The organism is Tardiphaga sp. 841_E9_N1_2, from assembly GCF_051811065.1.
GTDB lineage: Bacteria > Pseudomonadota > Alphaproteobacteria > Rhizobiales > Xanthobacteraceae > Tardiphaga > Tardiphaga robiniae.
In genome coordinates, this window is the sequence record NZ_JBPWQC010000001.1 from 1,721,707 (window position 1) to 1,744,014 (window position 22,308).

Consider the following 22,308-nt stretch of genomic DNA (forward strand, 5'->3'; position numbering starts at 1 on the left):
TCCAATCTGCCCGAAACACCTTGACTCAACAGGTTTTTCGGCCGAACGCCTTGGCAAAAGCGTTATGGACCGTCCATGGAACTGATCACGACCACTGCCCAGCTGACCGCCGCGTGCGAGCGACTTGCCAAGCACCCCGTCATTACGGTCGATACGGAATTCCTCCGCGAGACCACTTATTACCCCCTGCTCTGCGTGGTCCAGATGGCCAGCGCGGAAGACGCGGTGGTGATCGACACGCTTGCCGAAGGCATCGACCTCACATCGTTCTTCGACCTGATGGCCAACGAGGCCGTGCTGAAGGTCTTCCATGCCGCGCGGCAGGACATCGAAATCATCGTGCACCGCGCTGGCGTGGTGCCGCATCCGATCTTCGACACCCAGGTCGCGGCCATGGTGCTCGGCTACGGCGACAGCATTGCCTATGACCAGCTCGTCGAACGCGTCACCGGCCACCGCCCCGACAAGACCCACCGCTTTACCGATTGGTCGCGCCGTCCGCTGACCGAAGAGCAGTTGCACTACGCCGTCTCCGACGTCACCCATCTGCGCGACGTGTTCGCCAAGCTCGATGCCGATCTGAAGAAGCGCGACCGCAGCGACTGGGTCAGCGAGGAAATGGAAATTCTCACCTCGCCAAAGACCTATGATTTCCATCCCGAGCGCGCCTGGGAACGGCTGAAGACCCGCGTCCGCAAGCCGAAAGAGCTCGCAGTGCTGATGGAAGTCGCGGCCTGGCGCGAACAGGAAGCACAGAGCCGCGATGTGCCGCGCTCGCGCGTGCTGAAGGACGATGCCGTCGGCGATATCGCGACCCATGCGCCGACGTCACTGGAGAAGCTTGCCAATCTGCGTTCGCTGCCGAAGGGCTTTGATCGCTCCAAGTGGGGCAGCGACATTGTTGCCGCCGTCCAGCGTGGCGTCGCCCGCGATCCCGCCACGTTGCCGAAGATCGAGAAGCCGCGCGGCAATTCCAATGGCGCGGCCACCGTCGAACTGCTGAAAGTGCTGCTACGCATGACGTCGGAACGTCACGCCGTCGCCAGCAAGGTCATCGCCACCGTCGACGATCTCGAGCAGATCGCCACCGACGACAATGCCGACGTCGGCGCCCTGCACGGCTGGCGGCGTGAGTTGTTCGGCGAGGCCGCCCTGGCGCTCAAGCATGGCCGCCTTGCATTGGCGATGGAAAAAGGCCGGGTGATCCGGGTGGATCGCGCGTAGGCTGCGTCGTCCAAGGTAGCGTTCTAATTGCCTGCCGCAAACAGCAGGACGGGGCGTACCAGACCTCGCCCTGCGAGACGCAATGACGATCGCTTTACGCCGCCGATCTGTTCTTGATGGCTCCCACGATTGCCGTCAGCACCGCACCCGCGACACCGCCTCCCGCCACCTGACCGATCAGCGAACCGATATCGGTGGTCGCCGATGCGTTTGAAAGCATAGGAATCAGCATTCCGAGAATTTGACCGCCAACGCCGCCACCTATTGCACCTGCGATCGTGTTGCCGATTGTACCAAGATCGACAGACTTCGATGCACCGCCGGCAACATTTCCGCCAATCGCGCCGCCAATCAGTTGAACGATAAGGTTGATCAGAAGGGCTGACATTTCGACTCTCCCGGTCCGGAAATCGTATGTACTTGCCGCGTGGACCAAAACGGCCGCACCGGAAAAGAGTATACGCACGGAAACCGAGAGTCACGCCGCGGTGCAATCAGTAGTATCACTCGGAATGAGCGGCGGTGGCTATCGCCTGACGATCGTCCCGGACTTCCCCACTAATCGTGCCAGCTGCTTGAAGCGGCTGCCGACGCGGTCGGCGACGAGATCGACCATGCGATGCTCGAAGACGAGCATCATCTTGCGATCCTTGGTGGCGAAATGCGTGGCGGGCAGCACGCCCGGCCGCGCCGCCGAAATGAGATGCGCGACCCTGAACAACGCGCCGAGCAAACGGGCGCGTTCGACCTGTGCCGGCGAGACAAGCGCGCGGACCAGCTCCGGGGGCTCGTTCTCGGCGCCGAATCCTGCGTAGCGATAGTACACACAGAGCGCGAGGAATGCGCGACCGTGATGATCGACCGAGCCGAAATTGCCGTTCGTGATCAAACTGAGCGTCTGCTCGCCGCGATGATCCGGATGGACCCGCCAGCCGATATCGGACAACAGACACGCCACCCGGCGTAGCCGACGATCCTCGTCGGTCTCTTTGAGCTTGGCGACACGGGCGAACCGATCACTCCAGTCGCTCAGCTCCTGCGCGTGGCGGGCCGAACGCGACATCAACTCGTTCATGGTCTGCGCGGCGCCGACCAGACCATCTTGCATGCGCTGCGCTTGCGGCAGCATTTCGTACAGCAAACCTTCACGGACGCCATAGGTCGAGAACACGATAGTCTTCGGCCTGGCAGTGCGAATGACATATTCAAGTACGAGCGCCGCGTAGACCAGCAGAGGCTGGCGCTGTTCGGCGATGGCTTCGATGTTGGCAAGAATGTTGGCTGTTGCGAGCCGGCGCAAGCGGCGCACGAAATCGAGCGCTTCGGTGGCCGGGATCGAATAGCCATGCATCACACGTAGCGGATAGCCGCTCTGGATGATGTGCAGCCGCGCCAATGCACGCCAGGTGCCGCCGACCGCATAGAAATTGCGACCTACGCCCGCCTTGAGTTGCGCGACGTCAGCCAGCGCCAGCCTGACGATGCGCTCGGCCTTCTTCGGTGATTTCTGTGAGGCATCCTGCAATGCGAGACTGCCGAGCGGCAGCGTCACGCCCTGCCGGACCGCATTGCCTTTGACATCGATCAGTTCGAGCGAACCGCCCCCGAGATCGCCAACCAGGCCATCCGGCTTGTGCACGCCCGAAATCACGCCCAGCGCGGAGAGCTTCGCTTCGCGCGGCCCCGATATGATCTGGATCTCGCAGCCGCAGATTTTCTCGGCTGCTGTGATGAAGGCAGGTCCATTGCTCGCATCGCGCGCCGCAGCGGTCGCGATGGCGTAGACGCGACCGACCTTCATGACCCTGCACAGCGCACGGAAGCGCCGCAGCGCCGTCAGCGCCTTGTCGACAGCGTCCTTGGCCAGCAACCCGGTGCTCTGCACTTCGCGGCCGAGACCGCACAGCGCCTTCTCATTGAAGAGCGTGACAAGGCTTCGCGTCAGCGACTCGTAGACAACGAGACGCACCGAGTTGGAGCCAATATCGATGACGGCGACGCTGGTCGCGCGTTGATTGGCACGCGCTACCACGTTGCTGGTTCCTTACGAGGATTGGTGACGCTCAGAACGGCGGGTGAGCCGGCGCGGGGATGATTTCTCAAGCGACTTTCCACGGCCAGACAGACTCGGATTCGTCATGAAGTAATTGTGCACATTGAAGGGTTCCTCGCCCTTGGCTGCCTTCATACGCGTTGACGACCCGTCCGGCAACAATTGCCAGCTCTGTTCCGTATCCTTGAGATTGGCCACCATGATCTGCTCGAGCACCTGGGTATGCACGGTGGGGTTCTGCAGCGGACACAGAACCTCGACGCGGCGATCCAGATTGCGCGGCATCATGTCAGCCGACGATATGTATATCGCCGCCTTCGGGCTCGGCAGGCCATTGCCCATACCGAAGCAATAGATTCGACCATGTTCAAGGAAGCGGCCGATGATCGACTTGACGCGAATGTTTTCGGACAGGCCGGGCACGCCCGGCCGCAGGCAGCAGATGCCACGCACGATCAGTTCAACGGATACACCGGCATTCGACGCCTCATAGAGCGCATCGATGATTTCCGGATCGACCAGCGAATTCATCTTGAGCCAGATCGCACCCGGCTTGCCGCTGCGGGCGAATGCCGCTTCGCCGCGGATGTGTTCGAGCATGCGCCCGCGCAAGGTCAGCGGCGATACGGCCATCTTCTCGATGTCGCTCGGCTCGGCATAACCGGTGATATAGTTGAACACGCGTGCGGCATCGCGACCGATGATCGGGTCGGATGTGAAATATGACAGATCGGTGTAGATGCGCGCGGTGACCGGATGATAGTTGCCGGTGCCGGTGTGCACATAGGTCGTGAGCGAGCCGCCCTCGCGGCGCACCACCAGCGACAGCTTGGCATGGGTCTTCAATTCCAGGAAGCCATAGACCACTTGGACACCGGCGCGTTCGAGATCGCGAGCCCAGCGGATATTGGCCTCTTCATCAAACCGCGCACGCAGTTCGACGAGCGCCGTTACCGACTTACCGGCTTCGGCGGCCTCCACCAGCGTGCGGACAATCGGCGAATTGTTGGAGGTGCGATACAGAGTCTGCTTGATCGCCACCACATCCGGATCGCGCGCGGCCTGCTGCAGGAACTGCACGACGACGTCGAAGGACTCATAGGGATGATGGACAATCAGGTCCTTCTGACGGATCGCGGCAAAGATGTCGCCGCCATGATCGCGGACACGTTCCGGATGACGCGGCACATAGGGCACGAATTCGAGATCGGGCCGATCGAGCCGTGTGAGCTGCGAGACCTCGTTCATGGCGAGAATGCCGTCGACCAGCAGGATTTCGTCATCCGAGGTCGCCAGCGCGCGCTGCACGAAGGCACGGAGTTCTGCCGGCATGCCGGCTTCGATTTCGAGGCGGATCACCGACCCTCTGCGGCGACGCTTCAGCGCAGTCTCGAACAGCCGGACCAGATCCTCGGCCTCTTCTTCGACCTCGAGTTCACTGTCGCGGATGATGCGGAAGGCACCCTGCCCCTGAACAGTGTAGCCCGGGAATAGACGCGCGATGAACAGGCCAGTGGCCTGTTCCAGCGTGATAAGGCGTACCGCCCCGTCCTTGCCGGGGGTCGGCAGGCGGATGAAGCGATCGATCTTGCCGGGCATGCGGATCAGCGCGTTCATCGTCTTGCCGTCGGACACCCGCGACAGATGCAGCGCGATGGTGAAGCCCAGACTCGGAATAAACGGGAACGGATGCGCCGGGTCGATCGCCAGCGGCGTCAGCAGCGGGAAAATGTTGTGGAGGAAGTGGTCCTCGATCCAGGACCGGTCAGCCTTGCTGACCTCCTTGCCGTCGAGCAGCACGATTCCGACATCGGCCAGCATGCCGCGCTGGTCGCGCCAGATCGCCTGCTGGTCGCTGCCGAGCTTGGAGACCGCGCTGTTGATCAGCACCAGTTGCTCAGCCGGGGTCAGGCCGTCCGGGCTGCGCTCGCTGATTCCCTCACGGACCTGCGCCTTGATGCCGGCGACGCGGACCATGAAGAATTCATCAAGGTTGTTTGCGGAAATCGACAGGAAGCGGACGCGCTCCAGTGCCGGATGGCCCGGATTGACGGACTCCTCAAGGACGCGGCGATTGAAATGCAACCAGGACAGCTCGCGATTGATGAAGCGCTCGGGACCCGACGCGACCACCTCTGCCGGCTTTGCTTCGCCCTTTTTCTCTTCAATAACAATCTCTTCTGCGGAGTCCATGAGGCAGCAATCCATCCAGTTCAAGCAGCGCTATAGTGCCGGCAAATCACAGCGGACATTGCGTCAGTTGCGTGACGCTTCGATGACATTGAGGAACCTGCTTGCTGCGCCGTCAAGGCACGGTTTGACGCGCCGCGCTTGACGTCCAAGGCTAAGTCAGGCGTCGCGCAGCAGTTCCGCGGCCAATGCACGGGTCACCGGCCGCCCAAGCCGGAGCGCCTCGCTATCCAGCAATTCCACCGTATGGCGGGCGGCGGCGAATGACCGCTCGATGCGGCTGGCCACATAGCTGACCACGCTCTCGTCGATGCTGAGCTGGCGGTCGGCGCAAAACTTCACGATCAGCGCCCGAAACAACCCGTCATCCGGCGGCAGCAGATTGACTACCGGGATCGCACGGAGCCGCGACCGCAGATCGCGCAACTCGACCTCCATGGCGGCCGGGGCGACCCGCGCCGTAATCAGCACATAGGCGTTGTCCTGACGTGCCAGATTAAGAAGGTGGAACAGCGCCCGCTCGTCGAAGGCACCGGCATTGAGATCCTCCACCACCAGTGCGTTGGTCACCAACTCAGCCGGAACCGTCGCAGCCGTCAGGCTGTGCGCCATGGTGGAGCGTGCCCCGGCCTCCTCGGCCCAGATCGCCGCCAGATGGCTCTTGCCGGACCCTTCCGGGCCGACAAGGAGCATGACCCGGTTCGGCCAGTCCGGCCAGCAGTCGATCAGTCCCAGCGCCTCGGCATTGGCCGGGCCCTCAAGGAAGTTGTCGCGGGACAGACTCTCCGCATGGGGCAGCGCGAACGCCAGTTGACGGGGTTGGACGCGGGCGACCACGCAAATACTCCTGCCGGCTCCGCCGGCGAACGTCACGAATACCGGTTTACCGGGGCTCTTGACCGGGTTCGATGGTGCTCATGTGTCGCATCCACTCGACGAGATAGAAGGACACAGAGAGCAGCGTCAAGACGGTCACAAAGCCCATCAAAATCAAATCGTAAGGCGAGGATTTGAAACCAAATCCGAGGGCAGCAAGAACCAAGGCTGCGAAGGCCACCTGCGCCACCGTATTGAGCTTCGATACCATCAGCGGCTTCATCGGGATCGGTTTGCCGAACAACCACGACACAATGACGGCGCCCACGATCATGATATCCCGCGACACCACGAGAATCACGATCCAGCGCGGAACTGCCCCCCATATCCCCAGGGAGACATAGATCGAGACCAGCAGCGCCTTATCGGCCAAGGGGTCGAGCAGCGCACCGAGTTCGCTGGCCATGTTGAAACGCTTGGCGAGAAAGCCGTCCACGGCATCGCTGACCCCCGCAATCACGAAGATTGCAAAGGCGATTTCCATCTGGTTCGAGGCAATCGCCCAGACGATCACGGGCACCAGCAGGATGCGTCCGAGGGTGATTAAATTGGGGATACTCACGCGGCGCTTCCCGGCTCCGGCCTGTTTCGCAATCCGAGCTTGGGGGCTCCGACCGGCTTACCGCCTACATAGTAATCGGGATAGCGTTTACGAGCCATTGCGCAGGCGGGGATTCCGACGTAACCAGCCGAAAATACACAGTTTCGCAGCTCCGGCAGGATACCCGGCATGACCGACCAGAAAAAAGGCCTCACTTACGCGGACGCGGGCGTCGATATCGATGCTGGCAACCGTCTGGTGGACCTCATCAAGCCGATGGTTCGCGCAACCGCCCGTGCCGGCGCTGACGCCGAGATCGGCGGCTTCGGCGGACTGTTCGACCTCAAGGCCGCCGGCTTCAAGGATCCGGTTCTCGTCGCCGCCACCGACGGCGTTGGCACCAAGGTCAAGATCGCCATCGAAGCCGGCATCCATAACGGCATCGGCATCGATCTCGTCGCCATGTCAGTCAACGACCTCGTGGTCCAGGGTGCCGAGCCGCTGTTCTTTCTCGACTACTTTGCCTGCGGCAAGCTCGACCCAGAAGCCACCGCCTCAATCGTCGCTGGCATCGCAGAAGGCTGTCGTGAATCCGGCTGCGCGCTGATCGGCGGCGAAACCGCCGAAATGCCCGGTCTCTACAAGGACGGCGACTACGACCTCGCCGGATTCTCGGTGGGCGCTGCGGAGCGCGGCACGCTGCTGCCGACCAAGGACATCGGCGTGGGCGATGCCGTCATTGGCATGGCCTCGTCTGGCGTCCACTCCAACGGCTTCTCGCTGGTCCGCAAGATTGTCGAGCGCACGGGCCTCTCTTACGCCGACAAAGCGCCGTTCTCGCCAGTGATGACGCTTGGCGGTGCGCTGCTGACCCCGACCCGGCTCTATGTGAAATCCTGCTTGCGCGCGATCCGCGAGACCGGCGCCGTGAAGGGCCTCGCGCATATCACTGGCGGCGGCTTCACCGACAACATCCCGCGCGTGCTGCCAAATAACCTCGGCGTTCGCATCGACCTGCCCTCCCTCACCGTCCTGCCGGTGTTCAAGTGGCTGGCAAAGGAAGGCGATATCGCCGAACTTGAGCTGCTGCGCACCTTCAATTGCGGCGTCGGCATGATCGCCATCGTCAAGCGCGAAGCTGTGCAGCAGGTGATGGACATCCTGCGCGAGGGCGGCGAGACCGTGTCGCTGCTCGGCGACGTCATCGAGGCCACAGGCGACGAGCGCGTCGTTTATGACGGACATCTCGAACTCAAACTGTGAGGCCGTGATGCGTCGCGTCGCCATCCTGATTTCCGGCCGCGGATCGAACATGACGGCGCTGATCGAGGCCGCAGCCGCAGATGGCTTCCCGGCCGAGATTGCGCTGGCGATTTCGAACAAGGCCGACGCTCCCGGCCTCGCCACTGCGCAGGCCAATGGCGTCAAGACGCTGGTGATCGAGAGCAAGCCATTCGGCAAGGATCGCGCCGGCTTCGAGAAGCTGCTGCAGGCCGCCCTCGACGAGCACAAGATCGAGCTGATCTGCCTCGGCGGCTTCATGCGCCTGTTCACGGCGGAATTCGTGCGACACTGGTACGGCCGGATGCTGAACATCCACCCGTCGCTGCTGCCGTCCTTCCCTGGCCTCGATCCGCACGGCCAAGCGTTGCGCGCCGGCGTCAAGATTTCCGGCGCCACGGTGCATTTCGTCATTCCGGAGACCGATGCCGGTCCGATCGTGATGCAGGGAGCCGTGGCCGTAGCCGATAACGACACCCCCGACACCCTCGCCGCGCGCGTGCTCGACATCGAGCACAAGATCTATCCGCAGGCGTTACGGCTGTTGGCCACCAACAGCGTCGGCATCACCGGCGACACCTGCACCACCAGTACCGGCGCCAGCGCCAGCCGCGACGACACGCTGATCTCGCCGACAGTGATCTAGGGCGAGGCGCCCGCGGATTCGCGCGATCGTAACTTTTCCGCAACGAGGACAACGCATTTTATTGTTCGGGAGGCGCCCCGGACTGTCGTATGTCCGTCGTCAATGGGGATTGTTCAGTTCGCGAGCACCGGTCGCAGGACCATCAAAGACAATGCGAACGACGCAACACGTGCTGCGTCGTCCGTACTGCGTCGTTTAGCTGCGAACAAATGCCAGAATATCCGGATTGATCACGTCGGCATGGGTGGTCAGCATGCCGTGCGGGAAGCCCGGATAGGTCTTCAGCGTGCCGTTCTTGAGCAGCTTCACCGTCAGTGGTGCAGCGTCGGCATAAGGCACGATCTGGTCATCATCGCCGTGCAAAACGAGCACCGGCACATCGATCGCCTTCAGGTCTTCGGTGAAGTCGGTTTCCGAAAATGCCTTGATGCAATCATAGTGCGCCTTGGCGCCGCCGATCATGCCCTGCCGCCACCAGTTGTCGATCACGCCCTGATAGACTTTCGCGCCCGGCCGGTTGAAGCCGTAGAATGGCCCGGCCGGGACATCGACGTAGAACTGCGCGCGGTTGGCAACAAGCGCAGCACGGAAGCCGTCGAACACTTCGAGCGGCAGGCCGCCGGGATTGTTCTCGGTCTTGAGCATGATCGGCGGCACGGCGCTGACCAGCACCGCCTTGGCGACGCGTCCCTTCTTGGCACGCGCGACGTAACGCGCAACTTCGCCGCCGCCGGTGGAGTGACCGATATGCACGGCGTCCTTCAGATCCAGTTTGTCGGTGAGTTCGGCGACGTCGGCCGCATAGGTGTCCATCTCATTACCGGTCGCGGTCTGGCTGGAGCGACCATGGCCGCGGCGGTCGTGCGCGATGACGCGATAGCCCTGATTGAGGAAGAACATCATCTGGTTGTCCCAGTCGTCCGCACTTAGGGGCCAGCCGTGATGAAACACGATCGGCTGCCCGGTGCCCCAATCCTTGTAGAAAATCTCGGTGCCGTCTTTGGTGGTGATGGTTCCCATGATCCAGACTCCTTTGAGTGGGTTGCGGGCAAGCGCGACTTCGAATTCGCAGCGGCTTATGCGGATAACCTGGCCGCTTTCCGCCTCTGCGCCGATGACAGGCCAGTGAATAGACTAACGGGCCGCAAGTCTCTTGTACGTTTCGAATACAAAAACAAGATGTCGCCGAGCCGCCAACGGGCGACGACCAGCTGCATTCTATTCAGGCGGCAATGCCGAAGTTTCGGCATTGCGCTCTTCGTCAATTAATATACTAATAGTACAATTATTAAATTTTGTCGAGCGGATCGCTTGTCGCACCCTCGGCAAGCGTCAACGGACCTTCCGGAGCTGCAACATGAATACGCCGAGCGACTACCAGATTTTCGAGGCGGGTGACGTGCTGCTGCAATCCGGCCAGCGGCACCCGCGCCTGCAGCTTGCCTACAAGACCTATGGCGCACTCAATGCTGCCAAAGATAACGTCATCCTCTATCCGACGTCGTTCGGCGCACAACACTATGACACTGAGTGGCTGATCGCGCCGGGCGCCGCACTCGATCCGGACCGCTACTTCATCGTCATCCCCAATCTGTTCGGAAACGGGCTGTCGTCATCGCCATCGAATTCGCTGGAAGCTCTGGCTGGCGCCCCCTATCCGAACATCAGCTATCATGACGCCATTTCGATCCAGCATCGCCTGCTGACCGAGCAATTCGGCATCGCCCGTCTGGCACTGGTTTATGGCTGGTCGATGGGCGGCATGCAGGCCTATCACTGGGCCGCCCGCTATCCGGACATGGTGGCACGCGCGGCAGTGGTCTGCGGCAGCGCCCGTTGTTCGCCGTTCAACGCCGTATTCCTCGAAAGTGTGCGGGCCGCTTTGACCACCGATCCTGCCTTTGTCGATGGCCGTTTCGTCTCGAAGCCGTCTGCCGGTCTTCGCGCCATGGGACGCGTCTATGCCGGCTGGGCGATGTCGCACGGCTTCTACCGCGATGAGCTCTGGCGTGAGGCCGGTTTCACCTCGCTGGAAGACTATCTGACACGATCATGGGATGTCGCCTTTGCGCATCGTGATGCTAATAATCTGCTGGCCCAGCTCTGGACCTGGCAGAATGGCGATATCAGCCGCTGCGATGCATTCCGTGCCGACTTCCGGAAAGCCATGGCTGCTATCAAGGCACGCGTTCTGCTGATGCCTGGGCAGACGGACAACTATTTTCAGGTCGGCGACAACGAAGACGAACTCCCCCTGCTGACGAACGCACGCGCGGCCGAACTGTGTCCGATCCCCTCGCTGCACGGACACCGCGCCGGCAATCCCGTCAAGATTCCAGCCGACGCAGCCTTCATCAACACGAAGGTCTCCGCGCTGCTCGCCGCCGACGCCTGAACCGAGAACGGAACGAACCGATGACGATGGATGCAGTTGGCCATGGCAAGATCGACACCCGCGCCCTAACGCCCGCACAGCTGAAGGACCTGTCGGTTCGCGCCAATCTTCCGGGGCTCATTCGCTCGATCAGCCATTATGCATTGATCGCTTTGGTTGGAACGCTGATCTGGCAGGTCGCCACCCGCTACGGCATGGTGTGGACGACCCCGCTGATCGTCATCCAGGGTTATCTCATCGCTTTCCTGTTCATGGCGGTGCACGAGGCCGCGCACAAGACTGTGTTCACCAGCCGGCGGCTGAACGAGGCCCTCGGCCATGTCTCGTCGCTGATGATCGTTCTACCCTATGAACACTATGCGCTATTTCACTGGGATCATCACCGCTTCACACAGGATCCCGACCGCGACCCGGAGCTCGTCACCGCGACCATCCCGTCGTCCGACACCAGACTCGCCATCGCCTATACCGGCATCGTGCAACTGACCAATCGGATCCGTCTGCTGGTCCGCCGTGCTCTGACCGGACAAGCCGTGGCGCCGTGGATCCCGGAATCCAAGCAGGGCATGGTGGTGCGCGAAGCCCGCATCTATGCCCTCGTCTATCTGGCGCTGCTGATCGCTTCTATCGCGCTCTCCAGCACGATGCTGCTGTGGTGCTGGCTCGTCCCGCTCTATGTCGGCCAGCTCTTCCTGCGGCCCTATCTCTATGCCGAACACACCGGCTGCGAGCGTACCCGCAGCGCCTATGAGAACACCCGCACGACCTACACCGACGCGCTGACGAAATGGTTCACCTGGAATATGCCATTCCATGTCGAGCATCACGCCTACCCGTCCGTCCCCTTCCACGCATTGCCCAAGCTCAATGCCATCATCGACGAGCGCATCGCGCATCGCGGTTGGGGTTACCGGGCCGTCACGCGCGAAACCTGGCGCTGGTTTCGCCGCGCGCGGCAAGGCGGCATCTGACTATTGCGCCGACAATACGGATCTGACGAGCTTGCGCGCATAGTCGGCCGTCAGCGGCCGAAATCCAAAGACATACTCATAAAACAGCGTGCCATAGATCCGGTCATAGAGATCGCCGGCTGGCTCCGAAGCAACGATGCTGCCGTCCTTCTGGCCGTCCTTGATAATCGCCAGCGATATGTCCCGGCGGATACCGAGATAGCGTTCGGAGAAGATTTTCGCTGAACCCGTCCGCGAGATGCATTCGGCAATGACAGCGAGCTGTACCTTGCCAAAATCGCTGTTCAGCGCCACGGCATAGGCGGCGGCATGTTTCGTGATGCGCGTGAACGGATCGCCGCTCTCGGAAAGCGGCAGCATGGTGGACGCCTGCCGCAGGAATGCATCGATCAGCACCGCTTCGCGCGACGGCCACCATTTATAGATCGTCATCTTGGAGACGCCGGAATCCCGCGCAATCGCATCGATGGTCGTCGCAGCGAGCCCCTGGGCTGCCATCATGCGATAGGCACTTTCCAGGATAGCATCCTCGGTCTCGACCGAGCGAGGACGCCCCCGCCGCACCGGGGTCACCTCGGTCATTGTCGCAATATTTCTCTGTCGGCTACCATGCGTTCACTATAGCGCGGCCCCCATAGATCAAACAGGGAAATTGGCGTGGCGATCAGACGCGGCGGCGGAATGTTGGTCTCGCGCGCCGAGCAACTCATAGATCTGCACTTCCGCGGCAAAGCCTTTCGGCTTGATCCGGGCGACGCTGCGGAAAAGGAACAGGGAGTCCACCCGCTCCTTGACGGCTTCGCTGACCAGGACGCTGGTTCCGTAATCCTTGTTCAGGGTTTCCAGCCGCGACGCGAGATTCACCGTGGCTCCGAGCGCCGTGTAATTCATGCGGTCGGGCGACCCGATATTGCCGATCATGACATCGCCGACATGCAGGCCAAACCGGGTCTTGTAGACGGGCCAGCCCTCACGCTCGAATTCCTCATTGAGCTTCCGATTGGCTTCGACGCAATCGAGCACAGCGGCGCAAGCCTGCGCGACATGGTTGGTGTGCTCGATGGGTGCGTTCCACAGCCCCATAACCGCATCGCCGATATATTTATCGACCGTGCCCTGATGCGTAGCAATGACGTCCGAAATCGCAGCGAAATAGCGCGACGTGTAGAGCATCACCCGGGTCGGATCTTCGTTCTCCGTCATTCCCGTAAAATTCTCGACATCCGTGAATAGGATGGTCGCTTCGCGGCGCTCGCCGCCCAATTGCATGGCCGTGCCGGTTTCGACCAGTTGCTGAACCAGACGCTTGGGGACGAAATTCGAGAATGTCTGCACCAGTGTGCGCATGGTGAAGACCGATCGACCGAGATCGTCGATTTCGCGGATCGGCGAACGCAGTTGCGGCATCGACGAGAACCGGAAGTTCTGGATGCGGTCGACCTCGCGCGCCAAAATCCGCAGGGAGAGCGACAGCTTGTTGCCGATCCAGAATGCAATCGGTATGGCCGCGAGCACGAAACAAAATGCGAGAATGAAGAGCGTGCGCTTTTCTTGCTCGATCTCGGCATAGAACTCATCGAGCGGCGCGAAGAAGCCAACGCGAAGATAGGCCGATCCAGCCATCTCTACGGGCCTGAATGCGGCCGCATAGGCACGCCCTGTGCTGTCATCAAAGAACTGTTGCTCAACTCCGGTCTGGCGCCACGCCTTGATGGCCGCAGTCGCGCCGATCGTATCGACATCGCTCAGTCGCGGCAGCTCCGACAGTTTGTTTGGCACGCTCGTGGCTTCAAGCCACCGGGACATCTCGGGATGCGCCAGCACCCGGTCGGCATCATCAAACAGGTAGGCCACGCCCGAATGCCCGAGCTGCTGCTTGCGCAGCATGGCCTCGGCTTCACTGAGCAGGATATCGCCGGCCACAACACCCCGCTGCCCCTCCACGATTGGCATCCGCAGCGTGTAGCCGATGTCACCGGTCTGATAGAAAATATAGGGCTCGGTCAGCAGACTGGCATTGGGCTCGAAGGCGCCGCGATACCACGGCCGAACGCGAGGATCGAAATCGACAGGCCCGGGCAGACTTGCCAAAGGCCGCAGCGCATCGTCGAGATAGGCGGTCGTGGTCTGAAGCGGTCCAAAATCGCCTGCCTTCACGATCGTGAACAGGCGAAATCTGGCCCCGTCCGGCGCCCCGAAGCGCGCTTTCACCCCAGCTCCCGTTCGGTCGATGAGGTCCATTTCCAGGAACGAGCCGTCCTCATATCCCATGTACAGGCTGAAGAGCTGCTTGTTGTTGCGCAGCATCGACGCCAGCAGGATGTTCAGCCGCGGGTTATTCTTGAGCTCCGCGGACTGGACCGATGTGATACCGCGCAGGATATCCAGATTGTCATGGACGCTCTTGAGCTGCGCATCGATGCGATCGGTTGCAGCCTGCGCGACCACGCTGAGATACGACGAAGCCGCCGTCCGGATGATCGTGTTGACCCTGCTGAAGCTGAGATAAACCAGCGCCAGGCCGACGGTAAGGACGACGCCGACGAACAGCGCAATGATCGACGTCCTGAAGCCAATCCGAAAACGCGATCTCGCCGGCACCGTCATCGCAGGATGCTCCACACGCCAGCCAATCTGGCACCGCATATCGACAGGCCAGACCTGGCTGCGCCGGACGGGAAGTCTCGCGGTATCATGATTCCGTCACGCAAGCGCAATTGCCGAGTATCTTTACGGTAAAGAAACCCGATCTGTGCTTACGACATCGGACAATGAACTCACCTCGCCCAGCACGCTGGCCAGCGCCACGAACTGCGACGATTGCAATGCCTCAATGGCAACTGCATAATTGAAACAATTGACTATTCTGGCTGTCACTTAAGGAAATGAAGAATGACGGGCGCCGATCTGGGTGTGATCATCCGGCAGACTGCTAAGCAGCAAAACAAGACACTGATGGCAGCCGTCAAGGCACAACGCGATCGCTATGCGGGCCTGGCCGCCAAGGCCAAGGACAAGACCGCCAAGGACCGTTTCAAGCAACTGGCGAAGGACGCGACCGAGCAAGGCATGGCCGCCGCCAAGCGCCTTCAGATGTCCGCCGATAATGCCGCCGATAGCTATGCACGATCGATGCGTAAGGCCGTTGAAGCACTTCAGATCGCAGAAGCAGCGCAAGCGATGAAGGCTCAGAACGCCGAAAAGGACAAGGCCGCCAAGAAGGCTGTACCCGCCAAGAAAACGGCCAAAAAGGCGAAGAAGCCAAAGAAGCGATAATGCGGGCATAACCTCGCCCGCTCGGCACGATCCGCACCGGAGCTACAAAAGGCCCGGCTTGCGCCGGAGTTACATCAGTCGGCCGGCCCATATGTATGTCAGGGCCGGCACAGCAAGACTTAGTTATGAGACCTTGAGGTTCTCGGCAGACGCCTTGCCGCGATTTTCCACCAAGTCGTATTCAATGGTCTGGTTTTCATTGAGGGTGCTAAGGCCCGCGCGCTCCACGGCGGAGATGTGCACGAAGACATCCTTGTCGCCGACAGTCGGCTTGATGAAGCCATAACCCTTGGTTGGGTTGAACCATTTGACGGTGCCCTTCTGCATCGTCTGTCTCCCGATCTAGATACAAAAAAGACGCGGCCACGCATCATGCGTACCACGCCACAAGCGGGCTTCCCGGTGTCTGCTGAATGTCCTGCTCGCAAAACGCACAGTCGAACGGCCTCAATCCGATTGCGCAAGAATTCCAACATGAAAATTTTGGCTACGCAAGTCTTTGGCTTTTTACGGCAGAGGTTTTGATATCACCGGCCGCGTTCAAGCGTACCTATCGAAAGCCGCTGACCGGACCCATGAGCAGACGTGCCGGATTGAAATATCGTCGGCCCGCTCTGCGTGAATGGCCATAACGTGATGAAAAGCGACACGAATCCGCTGTGGCAATCGCACAACAATACGCGTCAATCGCCACCAGAGGCGCTCAATGCGCAGCGGCAATGCTCATTGGATCGCGTATGCTCTGCCGCAGTCGAACGGCACTGCAGCGACAATTTCGAAACGAGTGACAATGCGCGATCCATCGCGATACGCCCAAACGGACAGGCGCCCGGCTGCCAGTCGGCAACGCCGGACCATTGTACTCGGCCTTGCCGTCGCGCTTGTCGTTGCGCCTTCGCTTGCATCCGCCCAGGTCGCGCCGCCGCCTACCACGCCGCCCCCAACCACACCTCCGCCGACACCGCCGCTGCCAGCCGCACCGGTGCCATCATCGACCGACTTCAATGCCGGGCAATCCGCAGGCATTGCCATTGGCGATCTCGGTAGCCAGTTCCTGCGGCGCCTCGGCGATCAGGCGAGCTACGGCTTCAACCGCGCGTCGCGCGCCAATCCCGGCGGCGGCGGTGCGTCGGAGACCACCGAGACGCCGCGCTTCCGAAGCTGGGCCGAGTTCTATGGTGTCGGCGCCCATACCGGCACGATCGGGGATTTCGTCGGCGACAAGCGCCGGACCATCGGCGGCGTCGCCGGGATCGGCGCGCGGCTGATGCCGGGTGTCAATGTCGGGCTGTCGGTGGACCAGAGCCACACCACGATCGACGTTCCGCTGGCGCTGCAATCAGCGACGCTCGACCTCACGCAAATCGGCCTCAATGCGTCGGTTGACCAAGGTGCATGGACCTGGGCAATCGCATTGGTGCACGGCTTCGGCGACATCACCTCGCGCCGCGACACGGGCCTGGGGCTCGCGAGCGCCGGCTACAATGCGCGGATCGACGGCGCGCTCACTGAGCTGAGCTATTACTGGAGTTACGAACAGGCACGGATCGTGCCCAAGGCTGCCTTCGAATACACCCGCGCGACAACCGGCGCGATGCAGGAGCTTGGCGGCCTCAATCCTGTCAACGCGAGCGGCGCCTCAGCCGAGCGTGCGCGTATCCTGATTGGCGCAGAAGTCGGCCGTTACTGGATATTTGATCAGAAGATTCTGGATCTGTCGGGCTATGCTAAATTCGTCGACAACGTGCATCAGCGCTTTAGCAACGTCACGGTTAGCCTGGGTTCCGAGAGCATCACCGTTCAGGGGATCGGCGAAAGCCAGTACGGCGCAGACGCCGGCGCATCGGCGTCGCTGAGCCTCAGCAACACCGCGCGTCTCTATCTCAATTATGACGGCAAGTTCCGCGCCTATTCGCAGTCCCACCAAGGAACGCTGGGCGTCGAATTCAAGTTCTAGAAACCGTCAGATTCCAGAAACAAAAAAAGCGGGCGAAAGGCAAATGCCCCTCGCCCGCTTTGCGTTTTTATTGAGTTAGGCCGCCTGCTCGGCGTGCCCTGCCATGCTGCGACGACGCCACAACGTTCCGACAGCGAGCACCACAGCGACACCAATCAGACCGCAGACGATCTCGCCACCATGTCCCCCATTGGTGAAACGAACGCCAAGGCCCAGCGATGACATCAGGCTGTCGAGGCCAGTGCCGACCGAACCGCTGAAGAAGCTGTGCATCAGCGGCAGAACCGCAGGATCCGTCGCGATCACTTCGCCGGCGACCCAGCCCAGCAGGGCCGCACCGAGCCAGACCAGAACGGGCAGACGGGTCAGCAGCGCCATGATCAGCGCCGCGCCGGCGACGATCAGCGGGACGCTGATGGCAAGGCCGAGGATCAGCAGCGGCACGCTGCCATTGGCTGCGGCAGCAACTGCAATGACGTTGTCGAGGCTCATGACAATGTCGGCTACGACCACGATCTGCACAGCGGCCCACAGATGCGAGGCGGCCTTCACGCCGTCCTCTTCTTCCGGTTCGGGTACCAGCAGTTTGGCTGCGATGACGATCAGTGCGAGGCCGCCCACCAGCTTGAGATAGGGCAGCGCCATCAGCGAGGCGACGATGCCGGTGAAGATGATACGGAGGATCACGGCGGCAGCGGCGCCGAGGATCATGCCCCACATGCGCTGCTTCGGTTCCAGACCACGGCAGGCCAGTGCGATCACGAGGGCGTTGTCGCCGGACAGCAGAACGTTAATCCAGATGATCTTGCCGACGGCTACCCAAAATGCGGGCTGCTGCATTTCGACCTGAAACTGAACGAAAACCGACTTGATCGTCGCCGGATCGAGAATATGCAGCAACCAGTCCACAGCGCGCCCCTTTGTTTGTTCGTTTTGATTGGAAAGGCCGGCGCGCCCCCGCGCGCCGACCGGTCGTCAATTCGGCTGGAAGTTTAGCCGACGATCTCGTTGCCCGAGAAGAACTGTGCGATCTCGATCGCTGCAGTTTCCGGAGCGTCCGAACCGTGCACCGAGTTCTCGCCGATCGACTTGGCGTGAAGCTTGCGGATGGTGCCATCAGCAGCCTTGGACGGATCGGTTGCGCCCATCACATCGCGATGCTTGAGGACGGCGTTCTCGCCTTCCAGCACCTGCACGACAACCGGACCCGAGGTCATGAAGTCCACCAGTTCGCCGAAGAAGGGGCGTTCCTTGTGAACGGCGTAGAAAGTGCCGGCCTGTTCGCGGGTCATGCGGATGCGCTTCTGCGCGACGATCCGCAGGCCGGCCTTTTCGATCAGCGCGTTGATCGCACCGGTCAGATTGCGCTCGGTCGCGTCGGGCTTCAGAATCGAAAAGGTACGCTCGATAGCCATGATTTATCCTTGAATAACAGTCGCTGGAAGATGGCGGCTTATATCGACGCTATCCGGGAACGGCAAGCGATCCGTCCAAATGTCGCAGGCCCTATTTTGGCAGATCCGGCGCTCGAAATTACCTAGATGTCATCCACATGAACCATTCCTGACAGGATTGGCGCGATCCGGTTCAGCTTCCTCCTCCTAGACTGCCTGCAATGACCCCGGCCAACGGCATTTGCCCCCGGTGCCATGTTCACGGCAGGCGCAACACGCGCCGTACCAGAGGAGATGAGAATGTTCCGCAAGATCGCACTGACTTTGGTTGCAGCGGCCTCATTGGGCGCCGCGGCGCTGGCTCCGACCTCGGCTTCTGCCTGGGGCGGCCACGGCGGATGGCACGGCGGTGGCTGGCATGGCGGCGGCTGGCATCGCGGCTGGGGCGGACCACGCTTCGTCGGCGGGCCGGTTTACGGCTATGGCGGCGGCGGATGTCTCGTCCGCCGGGTCGTTCCGACCCCGTGGGGACCGCGTTGGCGACTGGTCAATCGCTGCTACTGACGCTCCACGAGCAGAGAAATACCGCCCGGCCGTTCCCTCGGCCGGGCTTTTTCTTGGCAGATCCATCAACGATTCATCGAATTTTGACTCAAACAGCCTCAAATCCATAAATCTTGAAACAATTTCGGCCCGGACGACTTGCCTTAGTGTCATTCAACTGCCACGAGCGCCGGGAAGACAATGCAGAACCAGTTCATCAATGATGGCGAAGAACACATCGACCGCACCACCAGCGTGGCGATCTGCAATGCCATCGGCGAGCGGTTGCGCCGTGATATCGGGTCGGATGATGACACCCTGCCCTCCCATCTCCAGACGTTGATCGACCGGATGCGGCAGCAGGACGAAAAGCGGTAGCCGCTGACGGCATAATTGACCTTCCTCGCACCAGCAGCGAGCAAATCGGGGTTGCCTTTGTGCGTCGCAGCGGTGACAACCCCGCATGCTTTCCATCACAGACATTTCGATCCGGATTGCCGGACGCCTGCTCATTGACGAGAGCACGGTACAGATTGCGCCGGGAGCCCGCGTGGGTTTCGTCGGCCGCAACGGCGTCGGTAAATCGACGCTTTTTCACGCCATTCGCGGCGATCTGGCCACCGAAACCGGAAGTATCTCGATTCCGCCCCGCTGGCGTATTGGCAGCCTCGCCCAGGAGGCGCCGGACGGCCCCGAAAGCCTGATCTCCGTCGTCTTGAAAGCCGATATCGAGCGCGACGCACTGCTGAAGGAAGCCGAGACCGCCTCCGATCCGGAGCGCATTTCCGACATCCAGACCCGCCTTGTGGATATCGATGCGCATTCCGCGCCCGCTCGCGCCGCAGCGATCCTGAGCGGCCTTGGCTTTTCGGCGGAAGCCCAGTTGCGCTCCTGTTCTGAATTCTCCGGTGGCTGGCGCATGCGCGTGGCACTTGCAGCGACGCTGTTCTCGGCGCCGGATCTGTTGTTGCTGGACGAACCGACCAACTATCTCGATCTCGAAGGCACGCTGTGGCTCGAGGACCATCTCGCTAATTATCCGCGCACGGTCATCGTCATCAGCCATGACCGCGACCTGCTCGATACGTCGGTGAACGAGATCCTGCATCTCGACCGTGGCAAGCTCGTGCATTATCGCGGGACTTACTCAAATTACGAAGAGTTCCGCGCCAACAAAGAGGCGCTCGACGCCAAGAACGTCAAGCGTCAGGAAGCCGAGCGCAAGCGGCTGCAGGACTTCGTCGATCGCTTCAAGGCCAAGGCCTCCAAGGCACGTCAGGCACAATCGCGCGTCAAGATGCTTGAGCGCATGAAGCCAATCTCGGCGCTAGTAACGCAAGACGTGCGCGAGATCGTCTTCCCTGCGCCCGAGAAGATCCTGTCGCCGCCGATTCTCGCGGTGGACAATGTGTCGGTCGGCTATGAGCCCGGCAAGCCGGTGCTCAATCAGGTGACACTTCGCATCGATACCGAGGATCGCATTGCCCTGCTCGGCTCCAACGGCAACGGTAAGTCGACGCTGGTCAAGCTGCTGGCAAACAAGCTGAAGCCATTTTCGGGATCGATTACGCGCGCCGACAAACTGTCGATTGCTTACTTCGCCCAGCATCAGCTCGACGAGCTGGTGATGGACAACTCCGTCTATGATCACGTGCGCAAGCTGATGCCCGACATGCCGGAATCGAAAATCCGCGCGCGTGCCGGCAATATCGGCTTTTCCGGCAAAGCCGCAGATACGATCGTAAAAAGCCTGTCCGGCGGCGAAAAGGCGCGGTTACTGCTGGGGCTCGCGACTTTCTACGGTCCGAACATGATCATCCTGGACGAACCGACCAACCATCTCGATATCGACAGCCGTGCGGCACTTGCCGAAGCGATCAACGAATTCCCTGGCGCGGTGATCATGGTCTCGCATGATCGCTATCTGATCGAGGCCTGCGCAGACCAGCTCTGGGTCGTGGCCGACCGCACCGTCACCAATTTCGACGGCGATCTCGACGACTATCGCAAAGTCGTCATGCAAGCCCGCGGCATGCGCGCGCCGACACGCGACCGCGCAAACACGGACCGCGAAAAGCTGGCGAAGCCTAAAGAAAAGAAGGTCCCGCTCAAGCAGCAGGTCGCCGAAGCAGAATCCGAGATGGAGCGGATCACCGCCATCATCGCCAAGATCGATACTGCGCTCGCATTGCCTGACCTGTTCAAGAAAGATCCGAAGCAGGCCACGCAACTCACCAAAGCGCGCGCCGCTGCGGCGGACGCATTGCAACGCGCCGAAGAGCAATGGCTGAGCGCGAGTTCTCTGCATGAAGAAGCGAACGGCTGAAAACGCAGCCGTCGCTTACTTCGACATCATCACGAAAAGATCAGGTCGCGGCGCGCTTCTTCGCCTTCGGACGCGCGGTCTTCGGCTGCTCAACTTCCGGACCGCGTTCGACCACGGTCAGACGACCGGCGGTAAACGTATAGATGCCAGCGCGCGGACCGCGCAGATAGGTCAGCACGGCAACGCGATCGCCGCGCGGGCTGGTCGAGAGACTGACATTGTCGGGTGCGCCTGCACCACGCGCCACGTCGCATTCGGTATGGCCGAGCGCCACGACGCCAGTTTGAACCGGCGCACCTGCGGTACCATCGGCAAGCGCGTTGGCATCACGCGGCGCCATGCCCGGGCACGCACCGTCAGCGCTGATGAGATCCTGCGGACTGACGGCCTGCTCAGGCGACAGCGGCGGCGTCTCAATCGAAACATTCTTGATGAACACGCGACCTGGCTTGGAGAACCAGTCGGCATCCTTGGACAGCAGGTCCGTGGAGAATGCGTCACCGCCCACGCCGGCGCAGCCAGCAAGCAATGGCGCAGCAAGCAGCAGCACGAGCAGACCGTTTCGATGAAGCTTTTCTTGTCGCACGATTACGCAACCCCAAGACAGGCGATAAGCGCCTGTAACATCATTCATT

Annotated in this window: 22 protein-coding genes; 10 read left to right on the forward strand and 12 right to left on the reverse strand. The window is 61.3% G+C overall.

Annotated elements, in window-relative coordinates; translation table 11 throughout:
• Nucleotides 1-75: 75 nt before the first annotated feature.
• Complete coding sequence (rnd, locus tag AB8A50_RS08225; protein WP_089263971.1) at nt 76-1,224, forward strand: ribonuclease D; 1,149 nt, start codon at nt 76-78, stop codon at nt 1,222-1,224.
• Between the two features lie 94 nt (nt 1,225-1,318).
• Here rnd and AB8A50_RS08230 read toward each other — a convergent pair whose 3' ends face one another.
• The 5 genes from AB8A50_RS08230 to AB8A50_RS08250 all read right to left on the reverse strand — a co-directional run bounded on the left by AB8A50_RS08230 (nt 1,319) and on the right by AB8A50_RS08250 (nt 6,905).
• Nucleotides 1,319-1,612 carry a hypothetical protein gene (locus AB8A50_RS08230; RefSeq protein WP_089263970.1) on the reverse strand — a complete coding sequence of 98 codons (294 nt, stop codon included), beginning with the start codon at nt 1,610-1,612 and terminating at the stop codon, nt 1,319-1,321.
• 138 nt (nt 1,613-1,750) lie between these two features.
• The gene (gene ppx / locus AB8A50_RS08235) at nt 1,751-3,256 is read right to left on the reverse strand and encodes an exopolyphosphatase (protein WP_439077373.1); all 1,506 of its coding nucleotides are present in this window, start codon (nt 3,254-3,256) and stop codon (nt 1,751-1,753) included.
• Between the two features lie 12 nt (nt 3,257-3,268).
• Entirely contained in the window at nt 3,269-5,470 is a 2,202-nt protein-coding gene (locus AB8A50_RS08240) for an RNA degradosome polyphosphate kinase (RefSeq protein WP_089264645.1), read from the reverse strand.
• 156 nt (nt 5,471-5,626) lie between these two features.
• Nucleotides 5,627-6,304 carry a DnaA ATPase domain-containing protein gene (locus AB8A50_RS08245; RefSeq protein ID WP_089263968.1) on the reverse strand — a complete coding sequence of 226 codons (678 nt, stop codon included), beginning with the start codon at nt 6,302-6,304 and terminating at the stop codon, nt 5,627-5,629.
• 46 nt (nt 6,305-6,350) lie between these two features.
• Entirely contained in the window at nt 6,351-6,905 is a 555-nt protein-coding gene (locus AB8A50_RS08250) for a CDP-alcohol phosphatidyltransferase family protein (RefSeq protein WP_068731090.1), read from the reverse strand.
• A gap of 168 nt (nt 6,906-7,073) precedes the next feature.
• Between AB8A50_RS08250 and purM the strand changes: the two genes are divergently transcribed.
• Both purM and purN read left to right on the forward strand, forming a co-directional pair.
• Nucleotides 7,074-8,147, forward strand: coding sequence for a phosphoribosylformylglycinamidine cyclo-ligase (gene purM / locus AB8A50_RS08255; RefSeq protein ID WP_439077374.1), 1,074 nt, complete (start codon nt 7,074-7,076; stop codon nt 8,145-8,147).
• 7 nt (nt 8,148-8,154) lie between these two features.
• Nucleotides 8,155-8,811: a phosphoribosylglycinamide formyltransferase gene (gene purN, locus AB8A50_RS08260; RefSeq protein ID WP_439077375.1), complete on the forward strand. Its 657-nt coding sequence runs from the start codon at nt 8,155-8,157 to the stop codon at nt 8,809-8,811.
• Nucleotides 8,812-9,006: 195 nt separating this feature from the next.
• Here the strand turns inward: purN and AB8A50_RS08265 are convergent, their stop codons facing one another.
• Complete coding sequence (locus tag AB8A50_RS08265; protein ID WP_175366124.1) at nt 9,007-9,831, reverse strand: alpha/beta fold hydrolase; 825 nt, start codon at nt 9,829-9,831, stop codon at nt 9,007-9,009.
• A gap of 337 nt (nt 9,832-10,168) precedes the next feature.
• Here AB8A50_RS08265 and AB8A50_RS08270 point away from each other — a divergent pair, with 337 nt between their 5' ends.
• Together AB8A50_RS08270 and AB8A50_RS08275 are read left to right on the forward strand one after the other, a co-directional pair.
• Nucleotides 10,169-11,206 (forward strand): alpha/beta fold hydrolase, encoded by a 1,038-nt coding sequence (locus tag AB8A50_RS08270; protein WP_175366125.1) that lies wholly within the window; start codon nt 10,169-10,171, stop codon nt 11,204-11,206.
• 20 nt (nt 11,207-11,226) lie between these two features.
• Nucleotides 11,227-12,177 (forward strand): fatty acid desaturase, encoded by a 951-nt coding sequence (locus AB8A50_RS08275; protein ID WP_439077376.1) that lies wholly within the window; start codon nt 11,227-11,229, stop codon nt 12,175-12,177.
• Here the strand turns inward: AB8A50_RS08275 and AB8A50_RS08280 are convergent, their stop codons facing one another.
• Nucleotides 12,178-12,759, reverse strand: coding sequence for a TetR/AcrR family transcriptional regulator (locus AB8A50_RS08280; protein WP_439077377.1), 582 nt, complete (start codon nt 12,757-12,759; stop codon nt 12,178-12,180).
• A gap of 57 nt (nt 12,760-12,816) precedes the next feature.
• The gene (locus AB8A50_RS08285; RefSeq protein ID WP_439077378.1) at nt 12,817-14,784 is read right to left on the reverse strand and encodes an adenylate/guanylate cyclase domain-containing protein; all 1,968 of its coding nucleotides are present in this window, start codon (nt 14,782-14,784) and stop codon (nt 12,817-12,819) included.
• Between the two features lie 285 nt (nt 14,785-15,069).
• On the opposite strand from AB8A50_RS08285, the gene AB8A50_RS08290 reads away from it, so the two are divergent.
• Nucleotides 15,070-15,453 carry a hypothetical protein gene (locus tag AB8A50_RS08290; RefSeq protein WP_093758309.1) on the forward strand — a complete coding sequence of 128 codons (384 nt, stop codon included), beginning with the start codon at nt 15,070-15,072 and terminating at the stop codon, nt 15,451-15,453.
• Between the two features lie 123 nt (nt 15,454-15,576).
• Here the strand turns inward: AB8A50_RS08290 and AB8A50_RS08295 are convergent, their stop codons facing one another.
• The gene (locus tag AB8A50_RS08295; RefSeq protein WP_089263958.1) at nt 15,577-15,780 is read right to left on the reverse strand and encodes a cold-shock protein; all 204 of its coding nucleotides are present in this window, start codon (nt 15,778-15,780) and stop codon (nt 15,577-15,579) included.
• 463 nt (nt 15,781-16,243) lie between these two features.
• Here AB8A50_RS08295 and AB8A50_RS08300 point away from each other — a divergent pair, with 463 nt between their 5' ends.
• Nucleotides 16,244-17,410 (forward strand): autotransporter outer membrane beta-barrel domain-containing protein, encoded by a 1,167-nt coding sequence (locus AB8A50_RS08300; RefSeq protein WP_439077379.1) that lies wholly within the window; start codon nt 16,244-16,246, stop codon nt 17,408-17,410.
• 75 nt (nt 17,411-17,485) lie between these two features.
• Here the strand turns inward: AB8A50_RS08300 and AB8A50_RS08305 are convergent, their stop codons facing one another.
• Together AB8A50_RS08305 and ndk are read right to left on the reverse strand one after the other, a co-directional pair.
• Nucleotides 17,486-18,319 (reverse strand): TerC family protein, encoded by an 834-nt coding sequence (locus tag AB8A50_RS08305; protein ID WP_089263957.1) that lies wholly within the window; start codon nt 18,317-18,319, stop codon nt 17,486-17,488.
• Between the two features lie 83 nt (nt 18,320-18,402).
• Nucleotides 18,403-18,825, reverse strand: a complete 423-nt coding sequence (gene ndk / locus AB8A50_RS08310) for a nucleoside-diphosphate kinase (RefSeq protein WP_068731078.1) — start codon at nt 18,823-18,825, stop codon at nt 18,403-18,405.
• 279 nt (nt 18,826-19,104) lie between these two features.
• On the opposite strand from ndk, the gene AB8A50_RS08315 reads away from it, so the two are divergent.
• From AB8A50_RS08315 to AB8A50_RS08325, 3 genes are all read left to right on the forward strand, one after another.
• Nucleotides 19,105-19,368 carry a sulfur globule protein precursor gene (locus AB8A50_RS08315; RefSeq protein WP_068731077.1) on the forward strand — a complete coding sequence of 88 codons (264 nt, stop codon included), beginning with the start codon at nt 19,105-19,107 and terminating at the stop codon, nt 19,366-19,368.
• A gap of 180 nt (nt 19,369-19,548) precedes the next feature.
• The gene (locus AB8A50_RS08320) at nt 19,549-19,725 is read left to right on the forward strand and encodes a hypothetical protein (protein ID WP_175366131.1); all 177 of its coding nucleotides are present in this window, start codon (nt 19,549-19,551) and stop codon (nt 19,723-19,725) included.
• Between the two features lie 85 nt (nt 19,726-19,810).
• Nucleotides 19,811-21,673, forward strand: a complete 1,863-nt coding sequence (locus AB8A50_RS08325) for an ABC-F family ATP-binding cassette domain-containing protein (RefSeq protein ID WP_439077380.1) — start codon at nt 19,811-19,813, stop codon at nt 21,671-21,673.
• Between the two features lie 40 nt (nt 21,674-21,713).
• On the opposite strand, the gene AB8A50_RS08330 is transcribed toward AB8A50_RS08325, so the two are convergent.
• Nucleotides 21,714-22,307, reverse strand: coding sequence for a hypothetical protein (locus tag AB8A50_RS08330; protein WP_246297406.1), 594 nt, complete (start codon nt 22,305-22,307; stop codon nt 21,714-21,716).
• Nucleotide 22,308 lies beyond the last annotated feature (1 nt).

Excerpts from the sequence above, each read along its gene's own strand:
- AB8A50_RS08240 (WP_089264645.1), bottom strand. The coding sequence starts at position 5,470 with ATGGACTCCGCAGAAGAGATTGTTATTGAAGAGAAAAAGGGCGAAGCA.
- AB8A50_RS08295 (WP_089263958.1), bottom strand. The coding sequence starts at position 15,780 with ATGCAGAAGGGCACCGTCAAATGGTTCAACCCAACCAAGGGTTATGGC.
- purM (WP_439077374.1), top strand. The coding sequence starts at position 7,074 with ATGACCGACCAGAAAAAAGGCCTCACTTACGCGGACGCGGGCGTCGAT.
- AB8A50_RS08270 (WP_175366125.1), top strand. The coding sequence starts at position 10,169 with ATGAATACGCCGAGCGACTACCAGATTTTCGAGGCGGGTGACGTGCTG.
- AB8A50_RS08290 (WP_093758309.1), top strand. The coding sequence starts at position 15,070 with ATGACGGGCGCCGATCTGGGTGTGATCATCCGGCAGACTGCTAAGCAG.
- rnd (WP_089263971.1), top strand. The coding sequence starts at position 76 with ATGGAACTGATCACGACCACTGCCCAGCTGACCGCCGCGTGCGAGCGA.
- AB8A50_RS08325 (WP_439077380.1), top strand. The coding sequence starts at position 19,811 with ATGCTTTCCATCACAGACATTTCGATCCGGATTGCCGGACGCCTGCTC.
- AB8A50_RS08315 (WP_068731077.1), top strand. The coding sequence starts at position 19,105 with ATGTTCCGCAAGATCGCACTGACTTTGGTTGCAGCGGCCTCATTGGGC.
- AB8A50_RS08330 (WP_246297406.1), bottom strand. The coding sequence starts at position 22,307 with ATGAATGATGTTACAGGCGCTTATCGCCTGTCTTGGGGTTGCGTAATC.
- AB8A50_RS08275 (WP_439077376.1), top strand. The coding sequence starts at position 11,227 with ATGACGATGGATGCAGTTGGCCATGGCAAGATCGACACCCGCGCCCTA.
- AB8A50_RS08285 (WP_439077378.1), bottom strand. The coding sequence starts at position 14,784 with ATGACGGTGCCGGCGAGATCGCGTTTTCGGATTGGCTTCAGGACGTCG.
- AB8A50_RS08265 (WP_175366124.1), bottom strand. The coding sequence starts at position 9,831 with ATGGGAACCATCACCACCAAAGACGGCACCGAGATTTTCTACAAGGAT.
- AB8A50_RS08230 (WP_089263970.1), bottom strand. The coding sequence starts at position 1,612 with ATGTCAGCCCTTCTGATCAACCTTATCGTTCAACTGATTGGCGGCGCG.
- purN (WP_439077375.1), top strand. The coding sequence starts at position 8,155 with ATGCGTCGCGTCGCCATCCTGATTTCCGGCCGCGGATCGAACATGACG.
- AB8A50_RS08280 (WP_439077377.1), bottom strand. The coding sequence starts at position 12,759 with ATGACCGAGGTGACCCCGGTGCGGCGGGGGCGTCCTCGCTCGGTCGAG.
- AB8A50_RS08320 (WP_175366131.1), top strand. The coding sequence starts at position 19,549 with ATGCAGAACCAGTTCATCAATGATGGCGAAGAACACATCGACCGCACC.
- ndk (WP_068731078.1), bottom strand. The coding sequence starts at position 18,825 with ATGGCTATCGAGCGTACCTTTTCGATTCTGAAGCCCGACGCGACCGAG.
- AB8A50_RS08300 (WP_439077379.1), top strand. The coding sequence starts at position 16,244 with ATGCGCGATCCATCGCGATACGCCCAAACGGACAGGCGCCCGGCTGCC.